The 16,746-nt window shown below is 39.4% G+C and carries 13 protein-coding genes and 1 pseudogene; 2 read left to right on the plus strand and 12 right to left on the minus strand.

What is annotated here, in order from left to right:
* Positions 1 to 52 precede the first annotated feature (52 nt).
* From FFM63_RS07985 to FFM63_RS08005, 5 genes are all read right to left on the minus strand, one after another.
* On the minus strand, positions 53 to 1,666 hold the full coding sequence (locus FFM63_RS07985; RefSeq protein WP_137609780.1) for an FAD-dependent oxidoreductase: 1,614 nt from the start codon (positions 1,664 to 1,666) through the stop codon (positions 53 to 55).
* Positions 1,667 to 1,997: 331 nt separating this feature from the next.
* Positions 1,998 to 2,423 carry a GNAT family N-acetyltransferase gene (locus FFM63_RS07990; RefSeq protein WP_246033315.1) on the minus strand — a complete coding sequence of 142 codons (426 nt, stop codon included), beginning with the start codon at positions 2,421 to 2,423 and terminating at the stop codon, positions 1,998 to 2,000.
* Positions 2,424 to 2,459: 36 nt separating this feature from the next.
* On the minus strand, positions 2,460 to 4,619 hold the full coding sequence (locus tag FFM63_RS07995; protein ID WP_137609781.1) for an ATP-dependent helicase: 2,160 nt from the start codon (positions 4,617 to 4,619) through the stop codon (positions 2,460 to 2,462).
* A 173-nt stretch (positions 4,620 to 4,792) separates the two neighbouring features.
* A complete protein-coding gene (locus FFM63_RS08000) occupies positions 4,793 to 5,431 on the minus strand; it encodes an NAD(P)H-binding protein (protein WP_137609782.1) in 639 nt (212 codons plus the stop codon).
* A gap of 155 nt (positions 5,432 to 5,586) precedes the next feature.
* Positions 5,587 to 6,933 (minus strand): CHAP domain-containing protein, encoded by a 1,347-nt coding sequence (locus tag FFM63_RS08005; protein WP_137609783.1) that lies wholly within the window; start codon positions 6,931 to 6,933, stop codon positions 5,587 to 5,589.
* Positions 6,934 to 7,251: 318 nt separating this feature from the next.
* Between FFM63_RS08005 and ypfJ the strand changes: the two are divergent.
* Positions 7,252 to 8,124: pseudogene (gene ypfJ / locus FFM63_RS08010) on the plus strand (KPN_02809 family neutral zinc metallopeptidase); the annotation flags it as partial.
* A 90-nt stretch (positions 8,125 to 8,214) separates the two neighbouring features.
* Here ypfJ and FFM63_RS08015 read toward each other — a convergent pair.
* Complete coding sequence (locus FFM63_RS08015) at positions 8,215 to 9,354, minus strand: glycerate kinase (protein ID WP_137609785.1); 1,140 nt, start codon at positions 9,352 to 9,354, stop codon at positions 8,215 to 8,217.
* A 247-nt stretch (positions 9,355 to 9,601) separates the two neighbouring features.
* On the opposite strand from FFM63_RS08015, the gene FFM63_RS08020 reads away from it, so the two are divergent.
* Entirely contained in the window at positions 9,602 to 10,057 is a 456-nt protein-coding gene (locus FFM63_RS08020; protein ID WP_137609786.1) for a DUF2188 domain-containing protein, read from the plus strand.
* A 93-nt stretch (positions 10,058 to 10,150) separates the two neighbouring features.
* Here FFM63_RS08020 and FFM63_RS08025 read toward each other — a convergent pair whose 3' ends face one another.
* The 6 genes from FFM63_RS08025 to FFM63_RS08050 form a co-directional block, all read right to left on the minus strand.
* Positions 10,151 to 11,626, minus strand: a complete 1,476-nt coding sequence (locus tag FFM63_RS08025) for a helix-turn-helix domain-containing protein (RefSeq protein ID WP_137609787.1) — start codon at positions 11,624 to 11,626, stop codon at positions 10,151 to 10,153.
* Between the two features lie 60 nt (positions 11,627 to 11,686).
* Positions 11,687 to 12,157, minus strand: coding sequence for a hypothetical protein (locus FFM63_RS08030; protein ID WP_137609788.1), 471 nt, complete (start codon positions 12,155 to 12,157; stop codon positions 11,687 to 11,689).
* Positions 12,135 to 13,214 (minus strand): WxLIP family cell surface protein, encoded by a 1,080-nt coding sequence (locus tag FFM63_RS08035; RefSeq protein WP_246033316.1) that lies wholly within the window; start codon positions 13,212 to 13,214, stop codon positions 12,135 to 12,137. The genes FFM63_RS08030 and FFM63_RS08035 overlap by 23 nt, the downstream gene beginning before the upstream one ends.
* Before the next feature lie 68 nt (positions 13,215 to 13,282).
* Positions 13,283 to 14,284, minus strand: a complete 1,002-nt coding sequence (locus FFM63_RS08040) for an MFS transporter (protein WP_137609790.1) — start codon at positions 14,282 to 14,284, stop codon at positions 13,283 to 13,285.
* A gap of 138 nt (positions 14,285 to 14,422) precedes the next feature.
* Positions 14,423 to 15,670, minus strand: a complete 1,248-nt coding sequence (locus tag FFM63_RS08045; RefSeq protein WP_137609791.1) for an MFS transporter — start codon at positions 15,668 to 15,670, stop codon at positions 14,423 to 14,425.
* 9 nt (positions 15,671 to 15,679) lie between these two features.
* Positions 15,680 to 16,654, minus strand: a complete 975-nt coding sequence (locus tag FFM63_RS08050; RefSeq protein ID WP_171000212.1) for an ester cyclase — start codon at positions 16,652 to 16,654, stop codon at positions 15,680 to 15,682.
* Between the last annotated feature and the right edge of the window lie 92 nt (positions 16,655 to 16,746).

Below are 16,746 nucleotides of genomic sequence, written 5' to 3' on the forward strand. Positions count from 1 at the left end.
CTCGATAGTTTAGATTAAGAGCGGTGACATTGCGTCACAGCTTTCTGAGATTTTACTCTTCAATCAAAATCGCAGGGATACCAAAACCAGCTAAGATTCGTGCGGAAGTATACGTATTTAATCCTTTTCTAAAAGTGATATAGACTTTGCGATCTCTAGGAATCTCATTGATCCGTTCCCGTAATTCATTCATCGGGATATTTTTGCTGGCTTCAATGCTGCCTGATTTAGCTTTATCTGCTTCGCGAATATCTAAGAAGAAGGCCGTTGCCAGATCTTCTGCCGGAATATCAGCAGCTTTGATCGTCTCCACTACATTTGTCATTTGATTGATTGCTACATAGCCGGCAATGTTCAATGGATCTCGTGTTGTTGAATACGGTGGGGAATAAGGCAATTCCAAATCAGGTAAATCAAATACCGTTAAATTTCCAGTGATCGCTACAGATAGTTCGCCCATCCGTTTATCAACACCTTTTTCGCCGACTGCTTGTCCGCCTAAAATTTTTCCGCTTGTTGCATCAAAAATGATTTTTAAATTCAATCGTTTTGCTTCTGGATAGAAATAAGCATGATCAAATGGTGTCACAAAAATTGATTTGTAATTTGTGATTCCCGCGGCTTTTAGTGCATGTTCCGTCATTCCGGCATAGCTAGCAGTGTAATCAAAAATTTTTGCCACACCAGCACCAATATACCCGCGATAGCTCATCGGCGTTCCATTGACTATATCTGCAAGCATGTGGCCTTGACGGTTTGCGGCACTAGACAACATGCTGGAGGTTGCAAGTCCTGTCACTAAGCTCGTTGTTTTGATAATATCACCAATCGCATAGATGTCTGGTACATTTGTTTCTAGTTGATCATTGACAATGATTTGTCCATCATCCGCTAAGTTGATCCCGGCATTTTTGGTCATTTCATTGTTTGGTGCCACGCCGGTCGCAAATAAAATCAAGTCAGGATTCAGGAGCGTTCCATCAGATAAGACGACTTCTTTTCCTGCATGATTGATTTTTTCTACCCGAGTATTTAGATGAATCTGCAGTCCGTTTTCAATCAATTTATCATAAATCAGATCAGCAATTTCTTCATTATAAGGAAAAGCGACTTGCGGCAATTGATCGACTAAGGTAACGTCTAAGCCGCGATGTTTGAAGTTTTCTGCTAATTCTAACCCCATCACACCGGCACCTAAAACCAACACACTTTTTGGATCATGTTCATCGATGTATGTTTTGATCTCGGCTGCGTCTGTAACACTTCGCAAGATAAATCCGTTCGTTGCTTCAGCAGCACCTTCGATCGGCGGCAACGTTGGACGCGCACCAGAAGAGATGACTAACTTGTCATAATTCGTCGTAAACTCTGCTCTTGTTTGCAAATTCTTAACGACTAACTGCTTTTTATCTGGATCAATTGATTGGACTTCATGTTTTGGAAACACATCGATATTATTTTTTACTTTTAATATTTCTGGTGTACGTTCAATCAGCGAATCCAAATCATCGATCACACCGCCTAAATAATACGGCAACGCACAACTAGCATAAGAAATATCTTCTCCTCGTTCATAGATCACGATCTCGTGTTCTTCATTCAGCCGACGCAAACGCGTGGCAAATGAAGGTCCCCCCGCTACTCCACCAATAACGACAAATTTCATACTACCCTCTCCTTTTTCAGTTAAAAAACTCAATTTTTAAACGCTTGATCAAATCGCTAGCTTTACAACAAAATAAAACTTGCGACCGGTATTCTTCCTTGATAATACTATTTTTTCAAAAGCCCGGCAAAGAATCTTTCTCTAAGAACGGCTTTATTTGAAAACGTTTTTGTTTTTGGTTTTTTGAGCAGCAAAAAATCGATAACACCTGTGCTATCGATCCGTTTACCTGTCCTATTGACGATGAAATTACGCGAAACTGCAAAATGATTTTTCAAAGTTTAGCTCTTGAACTGATTCAAATGCTCACTGAATCTTTCAAGCAGTTGGTTTAGATTTTTTTACTTAAAGTAATGCAAGGGATGCCATCTTCATCATACGGTTTGCCAACGCGATGATAACCTAATGTTTCATAAAATTCTGCCGCCGTTAATTCCGCGTGGATCAAAAGTTGTTCAAAGTGATCGGTGATTGCCAAGTCTTCCAATGCGTTTACCACTTGGCGTCCTAATTGTTTTCGCCGATATTTTTTCAATACCGCGACACGTCCGATACGGGCGATTTTATCGCTCTCTTTTAAAAATCGAGCGGTCGCAAGTGGCTGTGTTCCTTCAAACAGTACACTATAAATAGCCTCTGTATCCTTTTGATCAAATTCATCCGCCAAAGCGATGCCCTTTTCTAAAACAAATACTTCCATCCGGATATAACTGCTGGCCGCTTGCAAATAAGCTGCCGTTCCTACTTCTAGTCTCAACGCTTTATAAACTCCTTTTAGGTTCTTTTCGAAAAATCAGCTGTCTGCAACACGCGCCGCTTTCGAATAATCTTTTATGGACAACCCTGCTTCTCTTAAAAAAGGAGACGGTTTGATCGTTTTATTATTGATCATTTTAGGAAACGTAATGTATAAATTTTCTTTTGCCCGTGTGATTGCGACATACATCAGTCGGCGTTGTTCTTCGATCGTCGTAGGCGGAGCCGCTTCCTCTTTGGCCTTTTGCAGATCACAATCCGCTTTTTTGACGGCATGATGGTTCGGCAAGGCATCTTGGTAAACACCTTTGATAAAAATATTTTTCTTGCCTAGGCCTTTACTGGCATGGATCGATAATAAATAAACTGCATTTAATTTTTCTTGATCATAGTCATTTAGCCGTTTTTTCATGCCTTTATTTTGCTGACTCGCTTGTTGGAACGCTGTCAATAGTCCCGGCCAATCCCCCGCTGAAGATAATTCTTGGCGCAGCCAATCGACTTCTTCTTCACTCAAGTCTTTTTTGAATTTCGGAGTAGCTAACAATGCTTCTGCCAACGCTCCCAGATTCAAGTACTTGCGTTGATAAAACAAATAGATCTGCTTGAAAAATTCTTTGGCTTGATCTTGTGAGGCTTGCGAAAGTTTTCTTTCGCTAACTAAAAAAGCGACCAGATCATTGATTTTGAATTTATTTTTACGGAATAATTCTTCACTGAATTGGGCGCTTGTCCCGAATTTGATATAGTGATAAAACGCATACTGCTGAATGATCTTCTTTAGCGCTTCATTTTTTTGCTGCATAGATGTCGCTGAATCCAATAAAGTTAATTGTTGAAATAATGTTTTGAATAACGGCAAACTAAAAATTCCTAATAAATCATCGTTCGTTGGTGTAACAAAAGGAATTTTTTGTTTTGTCAGCTGCTTTAACAAAGACCGTAATTGGATACGCGTTGGATACAATACCATCGTGTCGCGATAATCAGGACTGCCATCACTCAATGGTGTTTGCTGTGCTAATTCTTGGATCTTTTCTCCGATCCAACTCGCTTCTTGTTCATCATCAGAAAAACTCAATCCATAACAATCGTGCTGACTTGCCGATTCTTTTGCTGTCATCTTTTTAGCTAAACGGTCATGTGCATTATACTGGATAAAACGATTGCCGGCAGCTACAATCGGCTCATTTGAACGGTAATTCGTCATCAGCTGTAAAGAAGTCTGCTGATATTCTTGTTCAAATTCTTTGATGTACCTAGGCTCAGCCCCGCGAAAATAATAAATACTTTGATCGTCATCGCCAACGATGATCAGCTTGCTTGAATTTTTTTTCGAAGTCACTTTATCAGGCGGACAAATCAAAGCGACGATTTGTTTTTGCAACGGATTGATGTCTTGAAATTCATCGATAAAAATATAGCGGTATTTTTTTTGCAAAGATTGCTGTGCTGCTGAATCATTTTCTAAGATCAGTTTTAAATTAAACAACATATCATCAAAAGTGATAAACTGTTGAGTCTTTTTCAGCATTGCCAATTCAGCCAAAAATTGTTGGAAAACCTCGCTTAATTTTTGATTCGGAATCAGTTCTTCAGTATCAAAATATTTTGCGACAAACTCGACCATTGCTTGATCCGAATAGCCCATATTGCGCCAATAACTGATTCTAGAAACGATCGTCCGCTCTTCAAATTTATCAAAATTATATAGCCGATATTTTTTGATCAATTGATTGATCACTTGATAATATTGTTCTTCATCGATGACTCCTTCGATCCCCCACTGCTTCAAGTGAGGCATTCGGCTAGTCAGTTCATTGTATTCTGCATTGAACCAGCCATGAAATGTTTGGACAGCGACTTTCGTGCGACCGCCTAGATATTGATTGACCCGAGCTTCCATTTCTAATTTGGCTTTACGCGAAAAAGTACACATCATGATCGTTTTCGGGTCCACCTGCTGTTCTAAAATCAGATAAGCCGCTTTGGCACAAATCGTTTGCGTCTTTCCGCTGCCCGCGCCAGCAATAATCCGTAAATGAGTCTGCATCGGAAAACGAATCGCGGCTAGTTGTTCTGCGCTAAAAGAATTTCCGCCGTTTTTTGCGATCAATTGTTGCAGCGTCGCGCAACCGGCTAGATTTGGTGCTGTCTCAAGCAAATCAGATTCTATGGATTGTTGCTTAGTAACCATCTTTAAACAAGTTCCCTTCTACAAAAAAAATCATACTTGTTCATTATAACGGAATCCTTCATTTTTGATAGTCCTGGATACTAGAAGCACAAATTTATTTTGTGTCTCGCTCAGCTGAATAAAATTTGACCAAAATAAAGACACGGTAACTTTTCACCGTGTCTTTTTTGAAATCAATTATACCAAGCGGGCTTGTCACCATCCGTATTTGGTTTATTAACACCGAGGGATTCACCGATATAAAGTTTTGGATCATGAATGATCTTAGTGACTAAATCAGCGACACTTGCCCGTGAAACTTCTGTTCCTTTAAATGCCTGACCTTTATCAGTCAGCTCGTAGGCAACTTCGACCTGATCATCTAACCACGCCGGGCGAATAATCGTATAGTCTAATCCCGAATCTTCAATTACACTAGCAGCTTCAGCATATGTTTCTAAATAACCGCCATCTAATTGTTCATGATTCCATTTACCATAGTTGCCAGGAACTTCATCATAAATTCCTAAAGTCGAGATCCAGATCAAACGCTTGACTCCTTTAGCCTTCATCGCAGCAACTACATTCCGTGCTTCTTCAACGATTTCTCCTGCCAGATTTGCATAAACGATTTCACTGCCTATCATCGCTTGTTGTAAATCAAATAAGCTGGTCGCATTTCCTTCGACCAATAATTCTTTTGCTGGATCATCAATCTGCAATCGCGCCGAGTTCCGCAAAAAAAGTTTTTGCTGAATGTCGTGAGCTAACAGATTTTTAGTTACAAGCTGAGCGATTTTTCCATGTGCCCCTAAAACCAATACTTGTTTCATAAGTGATTCCTTCTTTCAAAAAATAAAAACATTTTGACCTGATCACGTATTTTATGCTAGCACTTTTCCAACAACCGCTCAAACATAAATACTCGTGCAACTTTTTTACATCAAAAAAGAGTCCTCGATTTCTCGAGAACTCTTCAACGTTTTGCTTAAGGATGAATATATTGTAGTCCTGATGCACTTAATGTTGCAGTATTTGGACCAGTTGGCGTTGGGAAGCCCATGCCGCCTTGAGTGATAGTGATCGTGTTGTTTGAAGCATTGTAGGATTGAACATACGCAACGTGTCCATAAGAAGGATCCGCATTCCATGTACCAACCGATTGTCCTTGTGCAAAGACAACGATCGAACCGGCAGTCGGCGTTCCGTCTACTTGGAACCCGTCAGCTGCTGCTGATGCGCCCCATTGACAGCCGTTACCCCAATATGTTCCAGCCCATGGCGCAACACTTTTAACATACCAAGTACATTGACCAACTGCGTACATATTACCTGAACCAGTATGGTCTACTTTTCCACCAGTACTTGTAGTCGGTGTTGGCGTAGGTGTTGGCGTAGGTGTTGGTGTGCTGATTTCTTCTGTTGAACTGCTTGTTTCAGTTTCTTCAATTGTTGAAGACGACGTTGAACTTGCTTCACTGCTTGTTGAAGTTTCTTCCGTTGTTGAACTTTCCGCAGCTGCTTGTGCTTGTTCTTTTTCAGCTTTTGCTTGCGATTCTTCAAAGGCTTTTTGAGCTTTTGCCGCTTCTTTAGCTTGACGTGCTTCTTCAGCTTTACGCGCTTTTTCAGCAGCTTGTTGCTGTTTCAAAATACGTGCTTGTTCTGCTTTTGCGGCTTCTTGTTGTTTCTTCAATTTAGCTTTATCTTGTTCTGCTGTTGCTTGTTCTGCTGCGTAATTTGCTTTCACAACATTCAATTCAGCTTGTTTGTTAGCAATCGTATTTTTTTGCGCTTGTAATTCTTTTTGATTTGCTTGGATCTCAACAACTTTTGCTTCATTATCTTTAACTTTTGCTTCTACTGCTGCTTCATCCGCTTTTTGTTGTTCCATCAAAGATTTATTGGCTTTTACGATTGTTGACATCGCTTGTACGCGACCAATCACATCTGATAGTGAATCTGCTTCTAACACGGCTGAAACATAGTTCGTCGCTTGCCCTTTAACTTGGGTATCACGTGCTTGATTTTTGATTGTTTCATTACGTTTTGCGATACGTACTTTTAAAACAGCAATTTTATCTTGCAGTTTCATTGTATCTTTATTTAATTGATCTTGCTTAGCTTCTAAGTCTTTAACTTTTCCGCTGACTGTTGCAATTTCATTTGTTAATTCATCGATTTGGATTTGAACATCAGATTGTTTCCCTTGCAGGTCACTGATTTTTTGATCTTTTTCTTGGATTTGTTGATCATAATTATCTGCTAACGCGATACTTGGTACTGCTGATACAGCAAATGTGCACACCAACAACGCTGATATAATACTTTTTTTCACTAAATAATTCCTCCGGCTATTATGTGGATTTAGAAATGATAGATCTCATAACGTCAGAAGTAAGTTTAACACAAGTATATATCACGCAGATAAAAGAAATGTTACAAATATGTTTCAAAATCGCTCTAATCAACTATAGAATTCTTTATTTTTATAAATCTCAACTCCTAGACTGATAGCACAGCGCCGAAAACGGATGTTATTTTTAAATATTGCTTTGTTTACTATACTGGGCGACGAATCCATTGAGCTGTATTCTTTGGCTCCGTCTAGCTTTTCAATTAAAATAAAAGAAAAGGGAAAAAAGGAGGAGATGTTATGCGGTGGCGCGGAGATCGGCAAAGTTCCAATGTAGAAGAGCGCGGGCGATCGGTTGGAAAAATAGCATCCGGCGGCGGTATTGGTATTTTTTTGATTGCTATCATTATTTTCTTTATCTCAGGCGGCGATTTGAGTACAGTTACCGATACATTAGGCGGTGGTATCACGCCGGCAACTTATGAAACAGAAAATGTTGCTTCAAAAGAATACACCGAGGAAAAGGAATTTGCGTCAGTAGTCTTTGCTCATTTGGAAGATTATTGGAATGAAGAATTTGAAAAACGCGGTCAATCCTATCAAAATCCTACACTCGTTCTATTTACAGACAGTGTCGATTCGGCTTGTGGACAAGCAAGCTCACAAGTGGGACCCTTTTATTGTCCTGCCGATCAAAATGTGTATTTAGATTTAAGTTTTGCTAGTGAGCTAGCTAATAATTATGGGGCAACCGGTGACTATGCGATGGCTTACGTGATCGCTCACGAGGTCGGTCACCATGTTCAAAATCAGCTGGGAATAACAGATCAATTAAATAAACTGCGGAATCAAGTTTCTGAAACTGAATATAATAAATACAGCGTTCGGTTAGAATTGCAAGCGGACTATTTAGCCGGTTGTTTTTCTAAATATTTAGCTGAACAAACGTATCAAGGACAACCGATTTTAGAAGCAGGTGATATCGATGAAGCGATAACTGCGGCTAACGCGATTGGCGATGATACGTTGCAAAAAGAAGCTCAAGGCTATGCCGTACCTGACAGCTTTACTCACGGAACGAGTCAACAGCGAATCAGCTGGTTCAAACGCGGCTATAAATATGGTGATTTAGAACACGGGGATACATTTAATGAAAAAAATTTAGATTTGGCCACTGCCGATCATAAAAACATCCGCCAACTGGCGGGTGTTTTTATGATCGGCTCTTTCCAACATGCTGTAAGCATAATTACTGAATCCGATTCATTCAATAGTTAAGACGCGAACAATATTTTCAACCGTCCGCTCCAAATTTTCTTCCCCTGTTTGCAACGCTTCTTCTAATGAACTGGCTTTCGCTAAGATCCCAAAAATTGCCGTCATGCCTTCCGCGTATAAAACTTCGACTTGATCGCCAATAAAACCCGCACAGGCAAAAACTGGTTTATTATATTTTTTAGCAACTTGCGCTACACCGTACGGAGTTTTGCCAAACTTTGTTTGAAAATCCATCCCGCCTTCACCGGTAAAAACATAATCAGCTTTCGCAATTTTTTCCGCTAGTTGGGTGTACTCGATGACCAATTCAACTCCAGAACGAATCTTGGCTCCGGTAAAAGCGAGCAGACCCGCACCTAATCCGCCAGCCGCGCCAGCTCCGGGAATCATTTGAACATCGCTAGCGAAATCTCTTTTAATGATCGCTGCATAATGCGCAAGATTTTGCTCTAATTCTTTGATCATTGCAGGTGTAGCACCTTTTTGCGGGCCAAAGACAACCGAAGCACCAGTTGGACCGGTCAAGGGATTGTCTACATCACTGGCGATCAGGATCTCAGTCTCTTTGATCCGCGGATCAATAGTTGATCCATCAATTTTCACTAATTTTTTCAATGCTCCGCCGCCTGCAGGCAGTTCCTTGTCGGTTGCATCTAATAAACGAACACCTAATGCTTGAGCCATGCCCGCTCCGCCATCATTCGTCGCGCTGCCGCCAAGACCGATAATGATTTTTTCAACCCCTTGATCCAGTGCGGCCTTGATCATTTCACCGGTGCCATACGTCGAAGTAAGCAATGGATTTCGTTTTTCTTTCGCTAAATGTTCGATGCCGTTAGCCTTAGCCATTTCTATCACTGCTGTTTTTTTATCAGCCAATAATCCGTAATAAGTTGTGATTTTCTCTGTTGGGATTGGTCCTAAAACTTCAACTTCGATCCGCGTCCCGCCAGTGCTGGCGACTAATGCATCGATGGTTCCTTCTCCACCATCAGCCATCGGTACTTGGATCACCTCCGCATCAAACAAAACTTTGCGAATCCCCCGCTCCATTGCTGCACAGGCTTTTTGTGCACTCATACTTTCTTTAAAAGAATCCGGCGCTAAGACAACTGTTTTTTTCATCGCTCTTCTCCTTTTTGCTGATCAGTTATTTTTCTAAAAATAAATACTCTATGATTACTTGATACCAACTTACCACATTCAGCAAGAATCCTTTCAGCTTTTAATCCAAGCCTGAAAAAATATTAGTTGGTAGCAGTTTATCGCTTCTCTTTCTGATCGTTTCTATTTTTACGCTAGGCAAATTAATTTCAAAACAGTTCTTTCCATAGTAAGGTAGAGTTATATCTATTTAAGGGAGGAACTGTCTATGCCATGGAATATGAATGACTATCCGGCTTCAATGAAAAATTTAGACCCTTTGATCCAAAAAAAAGCCATCGATATTGGAAATGCCTTGCTTCACGACGGCTATCCGGATGAACGAGCAATTCCTATCGCAATTAGCCAAGCAGAAAAATGGTTCAACGATGCTGCTGCCAAAGAAAAAAAAGACTTTCAAAAAGCCACAGCTCCTCAAAAAGACGATCCGCATACCCGCAACAACAATGCTGAAAAATTACTGACTGCCATTGTAAAGGTCCAGTATAAAGCGCCTAACTGGCAAGTTATTTCTGAAGGTGCCAGCCAAGCAAGCAACTTGTGCACTACAAAAGAAGAAGCGGTTGCTCGCGCAAAAGAGATCGCGAAAAATAAAGCCGTTTCCTTAAAAATATACAAACAAGACGGCCAGCTTCAAGAAACCTATGACTATTCAAAAACCTAAAACAACCCTCTCAAGAAAAACTTGAGAGGGTTATTTTGATGTCTAGGACGGCTTGATAAATCAGATTATTTTTGATCCAAGACAGAGTATTTTTTATTGTAGATCGGCTCTATCTAAATATTTCGCAGAGTTTTCTTGGCGCATCCCGATCAATTCATCGACTACCTGTTCCCAGTCTTCCGGCCGAGGCGGCGTCAACCAGACGATTTTTTTACTCGGATAGTTATTGGGCAAATTAATTGCATCGGTCAAAATCAGCCGCGTTTTCTCAGACTGGATCTTAACGACTTCAATATTTAACGAAGAAAAATAAAGAAGGTCTCTTTTGATCAAATCGTTGTAGCTTTCACCAATCGAAAAATCAATGCAAACTTCGATGGATTCAGAAACTCGCGTAATCGGGATGAAACGAATCAACGTCAATAGTCCATAGTAAAATAAAAAGCGCTCTTGGACTTTGTTGCCGACTAGTTTCGTTCGTGTCATCACTCGTTGGCAAAAATCGAAATATTCAGGATAACTATTTTTAAAATAAGTGATCTCGATCGTATCAACGAAAAAGCGGCTTCTTGCAGGGAAACAGAAAACATCCCATACAAGCAACTCTAACGCAGAACGCAAATTTCGCGCTTCTACTTCGGCAAGTTTCATCTGAAAAACTTGTTCAAATTCAGTGATGAAATTAGTAATCAATAGTGTTCCCGATTCTGGAAATAATTGCCCAATCGGCTCGGTCAAAGATTCGGTATAAAGCAGATTCAACAAAAATAATCCTTCCTCTTCGATCGTCTCATCCGGCAGATCAAAAGCTCTGGCGATTTCTTGTTTGATACCATTAAATAACACTTGATTCGCGGGTTTGAGCCGCTCTAACAACTGTCTTTCCTTTTTAGCTAGTTTTAAATTGCGCCCTTGATTATAACGAGTCAAGAAGACTAATAGTAGTTGATAAAAATTTGCTTTGACTGTTTCAGTGAGTGTTTTTGCTAAAAGCGGCTGGATTCGGCTCACCGTCTGTTCTATCAGTCGGAACTGATCCGGTGGACAAATCTCTTCAATAGAATAGATTGTTTGAAACAAATGACCAAAAAATAACCAAATCGTATGTTCTTCTCCTACAATATGATTTCTTCGATCAATTTTAATCGCCACATCCTTTAAACTTTGTTTTAACTGCAAAAAGCGCTTATAAACAAAGGCATAACTAGAAAAATGCTCCTCCGCAAACTGAGAAATAGAAAAATGTTCCTTGAAAAACAATTCAGTTAACATTTTTACCTGGATCGATCCTCGTAAGTAATGATGCAGAAACAAGGTTGTATTCGCATTCATTTTTTCGTAGAGGTTCACATAGGTCTCTGTGATCTCAATTGCAAAATAATCCGATAGATCCAACTCTATAATATCTTTTTCGATTTCTAAGATAGTATTCTTCACCAAGTAATAAGAATAGCCCAGCATCTCCTGGATCTCTTTAATGCGTACTTTTTGATTTGGCTGCCGATCCAAAAGCCTCAGCAGTTGCAATTTTTGCCGATCTTCTTTTTCTAATAAAAACTCCCAATTCATAATCTTCCACCTAATAAAATTTTCTCTTTCCACCCCCAATTTACAACGAATGTTCTTTTACTACAAGATGAAACGAACATTTTTTTGAGAACTGCTGCCCATGAGCACTTTACCAGAAAGTTTCGCTGCTACTTTTGCCAAAACATTTGTTTCTAAAACAGGCGTTCCGCTTCCACCAGTTGTTGGCAGCGTCGCAAACTGGTCATCTGCTAAAAGATCATCCAACCAAATTCGTTCATTTTTTCTCTGCGACTTTTTAGACGGCTGTTTCTCTGCTTTTTTTTCCGGCTGTTTTTTTTCTGCTTTTTTTGGTTGTGTCTCTGCTGTTTCTGTCGTTCCTACTGTTTCTGCTACAGACGAACTTGTTTCCGTCGTTTCTGTAGCCGGATTAGTTCCTTCGATCGGTGTTACTTCCTCTGTTGGGTCCATTGGATTATAAATCGGCACTTCTCCATGAACTTCATTGACATTGAGAAGTACAGCAAAACTGCTAGAAAGAAAGAGCGCGCTAACTATTTTTTTCTTTTTCATTATCCTCTTCCTTTTTCTTTCGTAGGAAAACAAGCAGTAAGACGATCAAAACGAGCAGCAATATAATAATGCCAATCAGCAGATAGATCCACCAATTATTTTCTTCTTTGATAGTGACATCTTGTTTATTCAATTTATCTGCGGTTTTTTCAGTGACAACAAAATCTTTCTCTAAAACCCAGCGATGCTCAAATTTTTCACCTGTTTTTTGTTCATACTTACCTTCTTCATTTTTATTTCCATAAACTGTCAGTTTCATATGATAACGTCCAGCTTCTAATTTCTCGCCATTTAACGGCAGCGGAAAAGCAAAACTTGAATTTGGCGCAATCTGCATCCCTGACTGATTGACTTTATACAACGTTTTCGAATTGCCTTGTTTAGTTACAATGCCATCGATTGCCACTTGATTGATATAAGTCGGCTGATCATTTTGCAGCGAGGATACGATCACATTTCGAGCATTGAGCTGATCTGGTTTCACATCGTTTAATAACAAATTCGGTTCGACTGTCTGTTCATTTTCTCTTACTACCAAACCAATAACATAAGAAAACTCATTCTTAATGGAAACACCGGCAGCTTGATTCTCTTCTTTTTCTGCTTCTTTGTGCTGGCTCAGAGTAATTCCACCAGCAATAACCCCGGCAAAACTTTCAGTGGGCATCGTCAAGTTGATTTTCAACTCTGCCTGTCCATTTGCAGGTACCGTAATTGATTTTGGCGCTTCAGCAATATCACTCAACTGATACTTCAAACTAGGATCTGCCGGAATTTTATTTGGACTGTACTCAACTACACCATTCGTATTTGTAGTCGCGTTCGCCAGATTGACATCGACAACCACCGCTTGTTCCGTATCATTTTTTAAAGCAACTTGCAGTTCTTGCTTTTGATTTTCTCCCAATAGTAAATCAAAATAACTCACACTTTTATCGACTTGGTTTTCCGGAATGACCGGATTTACTGCAAAATTAAATTCTCCCGCCTGGCTCACGGAAGGATAGATTACTAACCCGCTGATTAACGTAAGCAATAAGACAAAAATTTTCTTCACTTTCTTCACCTCAATAAATAGGAAGAGAAAGGCCCCGAAAAGAACCTTTCTACCCGTTTCTATTAGTACTATGCGTTGTCCGGTGTGTCCGTCAACGTCCATGTCAGTGTTGTTGCATATTTTTCTGCATATTTTGTAGTCGATCCAGGAACAGATAATAATACACTTTGTGCACCGGTTGCTTCATCCGTTCCCCAATCTAGCAGAAATGTTCCAGCACCTTGACCGGCTGCCCCAAAAGCAACTGTCCGCTTTAGCCCGAGGTACCTTTCAAAAAAAGTTCCAGTCATTAATTGTGCCAGTCCTCCAAAAATCATATGAATATTAGCTAATAAGGTAACCGTCAAAGCATTACCTCCTTGCTTGATTGCAAGGATTGGAGTAAATAAGTCACGAGTTGAATAAGGAACCATCAAAGCAATGATTGTCAACAGTCCTAAAATCCAAATACTTGAATCCGAAAGCTGTTCTTTAATAGCATACAATTCGATTTTTTTGTGTGTTGTTTTGGCGGATACTTCTTTTAATAAAAAAGTCAATAGTAATGCCAGTATTGCCGAAAAAATTGCCACTAAAAAGGAATAATGATAGCCCCATAAGTGGGCTACAGTTCCACCGATGATTGATCCTAAAAAATTTCCAATAGTTGCTGAAAAAGAAATTAAGCCAATCGATTTAGTTGCTTGTTCTTTAGAAAAAAAATGCGTAAACAAAGTAGTGACTACGACCCAAACGGCCCCTGTCAAACCATCTGCTATCTTTCCAATTAAAAAAGTAGCTGGTATTGGATAAAGAAAAGCCGCTGTCCAACCAATGATAGTGATCATCAACCCAAAACGAATCACTCGCAATTTATTTTTGAGCACATCTGCCATAATTCCGGTTGGGAATCGAGCAAGCATGGAAGAAAAACCTGCAGCACCTACAATGATACCTATCATTGCTGGTCGAAAGCCCAAGCTATTAGCATAAACAGCAATGAAAGGATCAAATGCACTAATGCTGATTGTGTAAAAAACACTGATAATAAAAAAAAGCGTAATCTGTCCTTTTCCTTTACTCACTCCCATAACCTTGTTCCTTCCAAAAAATATTTATAAAACTATGTACTTATTTATTTCACATAATGATTAATTGGAAATAAGAGTAATAATGCACTCTTATTCCCAACTATTATTTTTTACAATTAACATTTAGATAAATTTATTTTACTTTCTTTTTTCGAGAGTCTCTGGTAGTAACAGCCATAAGATAACACCGATAAAGAAAAAGACTGCTGGTATAACCAAACTAAAACGTAATCCCAAACCAGAATCTGCTACGATTCCAATAAACAAGACAACAATACTAGAAACAATCCGTCCCATATTAAAACAGAAGCCTGCAGACATTGAGCGATATTTTTCTGGAAATAGCTCAGTGTAATAAGCTCCCCAAATTCCTGAGTAGCCTAAACCTAATCCAAATAAGAATGCTACAACATTAAATAGCGCAAACATATCCATATTCAGCATCATATAAATTGGAATCATTAATCCACAAAGTAGCATTCCCCAGAGCGTCTTTTTCCGACCATACTTATCTCCGATAAATCCGAAGATTAAGAACCCACAAAACTGACCAATATTTTGAATTGCAATCATTTGTCCCCATTGTCCAGCACTCATTCCAATTCCATCCTGTAAGTAGATTGGAACAAACTGAGTAAAACCAGAGTAGCCACTAAAATTCATACCAGAAAGTAAAATACAGATTATCGCAATTTTTAAATATTTTCCTTTTAACATATTACGATAGCTAGGCTTTTCTGATTTTTCTGATCCAGCAGCTTCATTTCTTGAACGTGTTAATTCCAAATCATCTGGTACAAACAATAATATCATGACAACCGCAACTAACGCTGGAATAATCGCAGCCCAAATTACAATTGTCCAGTTTGTATCAAACCAGCGACTGGAAATCCATCCTGCTAAGGCTCCCGAAACTGCAAACAAGCTCGAAGCCACTGCGGTCAATCGACCACGATACTCCGCTGGGAAGAGGTCAACAATAAGACCAATACAAGTTCCATAGGTTCCCCCTAAGGCCATTCCAGCAATAAATCTAAAGACAACCCAGCTATGATAACTACCAACTAAAAAAATATGCGCAATAGTCGAAAAAGCGAAAACCAAACCTAATACCATTAACACACGCTTTTTACCAAAGCGGACACTAAGCGACCCCGCCACTAATGTTCCGACTAGCAACCCCCACGACTGAACACTAAATAAGAAAGAGAATTGGGTTTGGCTAAACCCATATTCTCCAGTCAATAACGGTCCTAAAACCCCCAACAAGCTAAAATTATACGTGTAAAAGAAGTATAGTAATAAAATTGAAAAGTAAGCTAAAAATCTCTTTGGCAAGGACAGTGTTTTCCCTAATTCAATCGAATCTACATTTATGTCTTTCATTTTTCACACTCACTTTACTAATTCTTCTGCTATTTCGTTTTCTTCTTTTAGAGTCACAATTTGGCGTAAAACATCAATTCCATCGAACATGATCCAAGCTTCACGAATTTGATTGTTCTGAACATGATAATGGTTGATTCCCATAATATTTACACTATTTCCAGATGGATCACCAAACATTCCTTTTCCCTCATGTAATCCTTTCATCTTCCAGCGAACTGCAACATCCCATTCTCCACTGACAGCTCTTTCATTACAAGTAATGCGATCAATCATAAAGTATGCATTCGGGAACGAGGCCAAGAAACTAATAATCGTTCCTTGAATTTCTTCTTTGCCTACTAAATTCTTGTTACCGATAAAGTGAACCAATGCTTGTGGTAAGAAGTAATCCTTCACCTTGTCAATCATTTTACATTGGAAAATTTGACTGTGAATCTCACGCATCAGCTCACCAACAGACTCATCATTTGCTTTGTAAGCTTCCGGATAGAATTGCCCCTCCATCATTTCTGGTAAACCGAAGTTTCCATGGAATGCTGGTGAACCGGCTGCTACGTATTTCTTAGCTAATTCATTTGCCACTTGATAAGGGTCTAACCCCAACTGTTGGACTAACCAAATATTATCGCGAACTAACCATTCTTCATAAATTCGGTTATCTACAATTTTACAATCTGCAATTGCTCTGAATTGAATCTTTCTACCTGTGACTTTTCCAAATTCACTATCACCTAAATTGGTTGCATTCGATTTGCTACGATGTGACGTAAAAAAATCACCCGGTGTATCTTCTGACCAAACAACACTTTCTGCAACAACTCTACGATCAGGGAAAGCATGTAGCGCGGATAACGTCCCTGCAATAACTGGTAAGACTCCAGAATTCAATGCTGAACAAGAATGAACAATCGTATTATTGTGATAAGTTTCGTTAATCACTCCAATCGCACGCTCTTCCCAAATACGATGAGTGATTCGCAATATATAATCTACGATATCTGGATTTGAGTCAATATCTTGGACATATTTTAGTAGAGACTGCTAAGACATTTTCTCTGTTTCTAAATCTTCAA

The organism is Enterococcus pingfangensis (genome assembly GCF_005405205.1).
Classification (GTDB): domain Bacteria; phylum Bacillota; class Bacilli; order Lactobacillales; family Enterococcaceae; genus Enterococcus_A; species Enterococcus_A pingfangensis.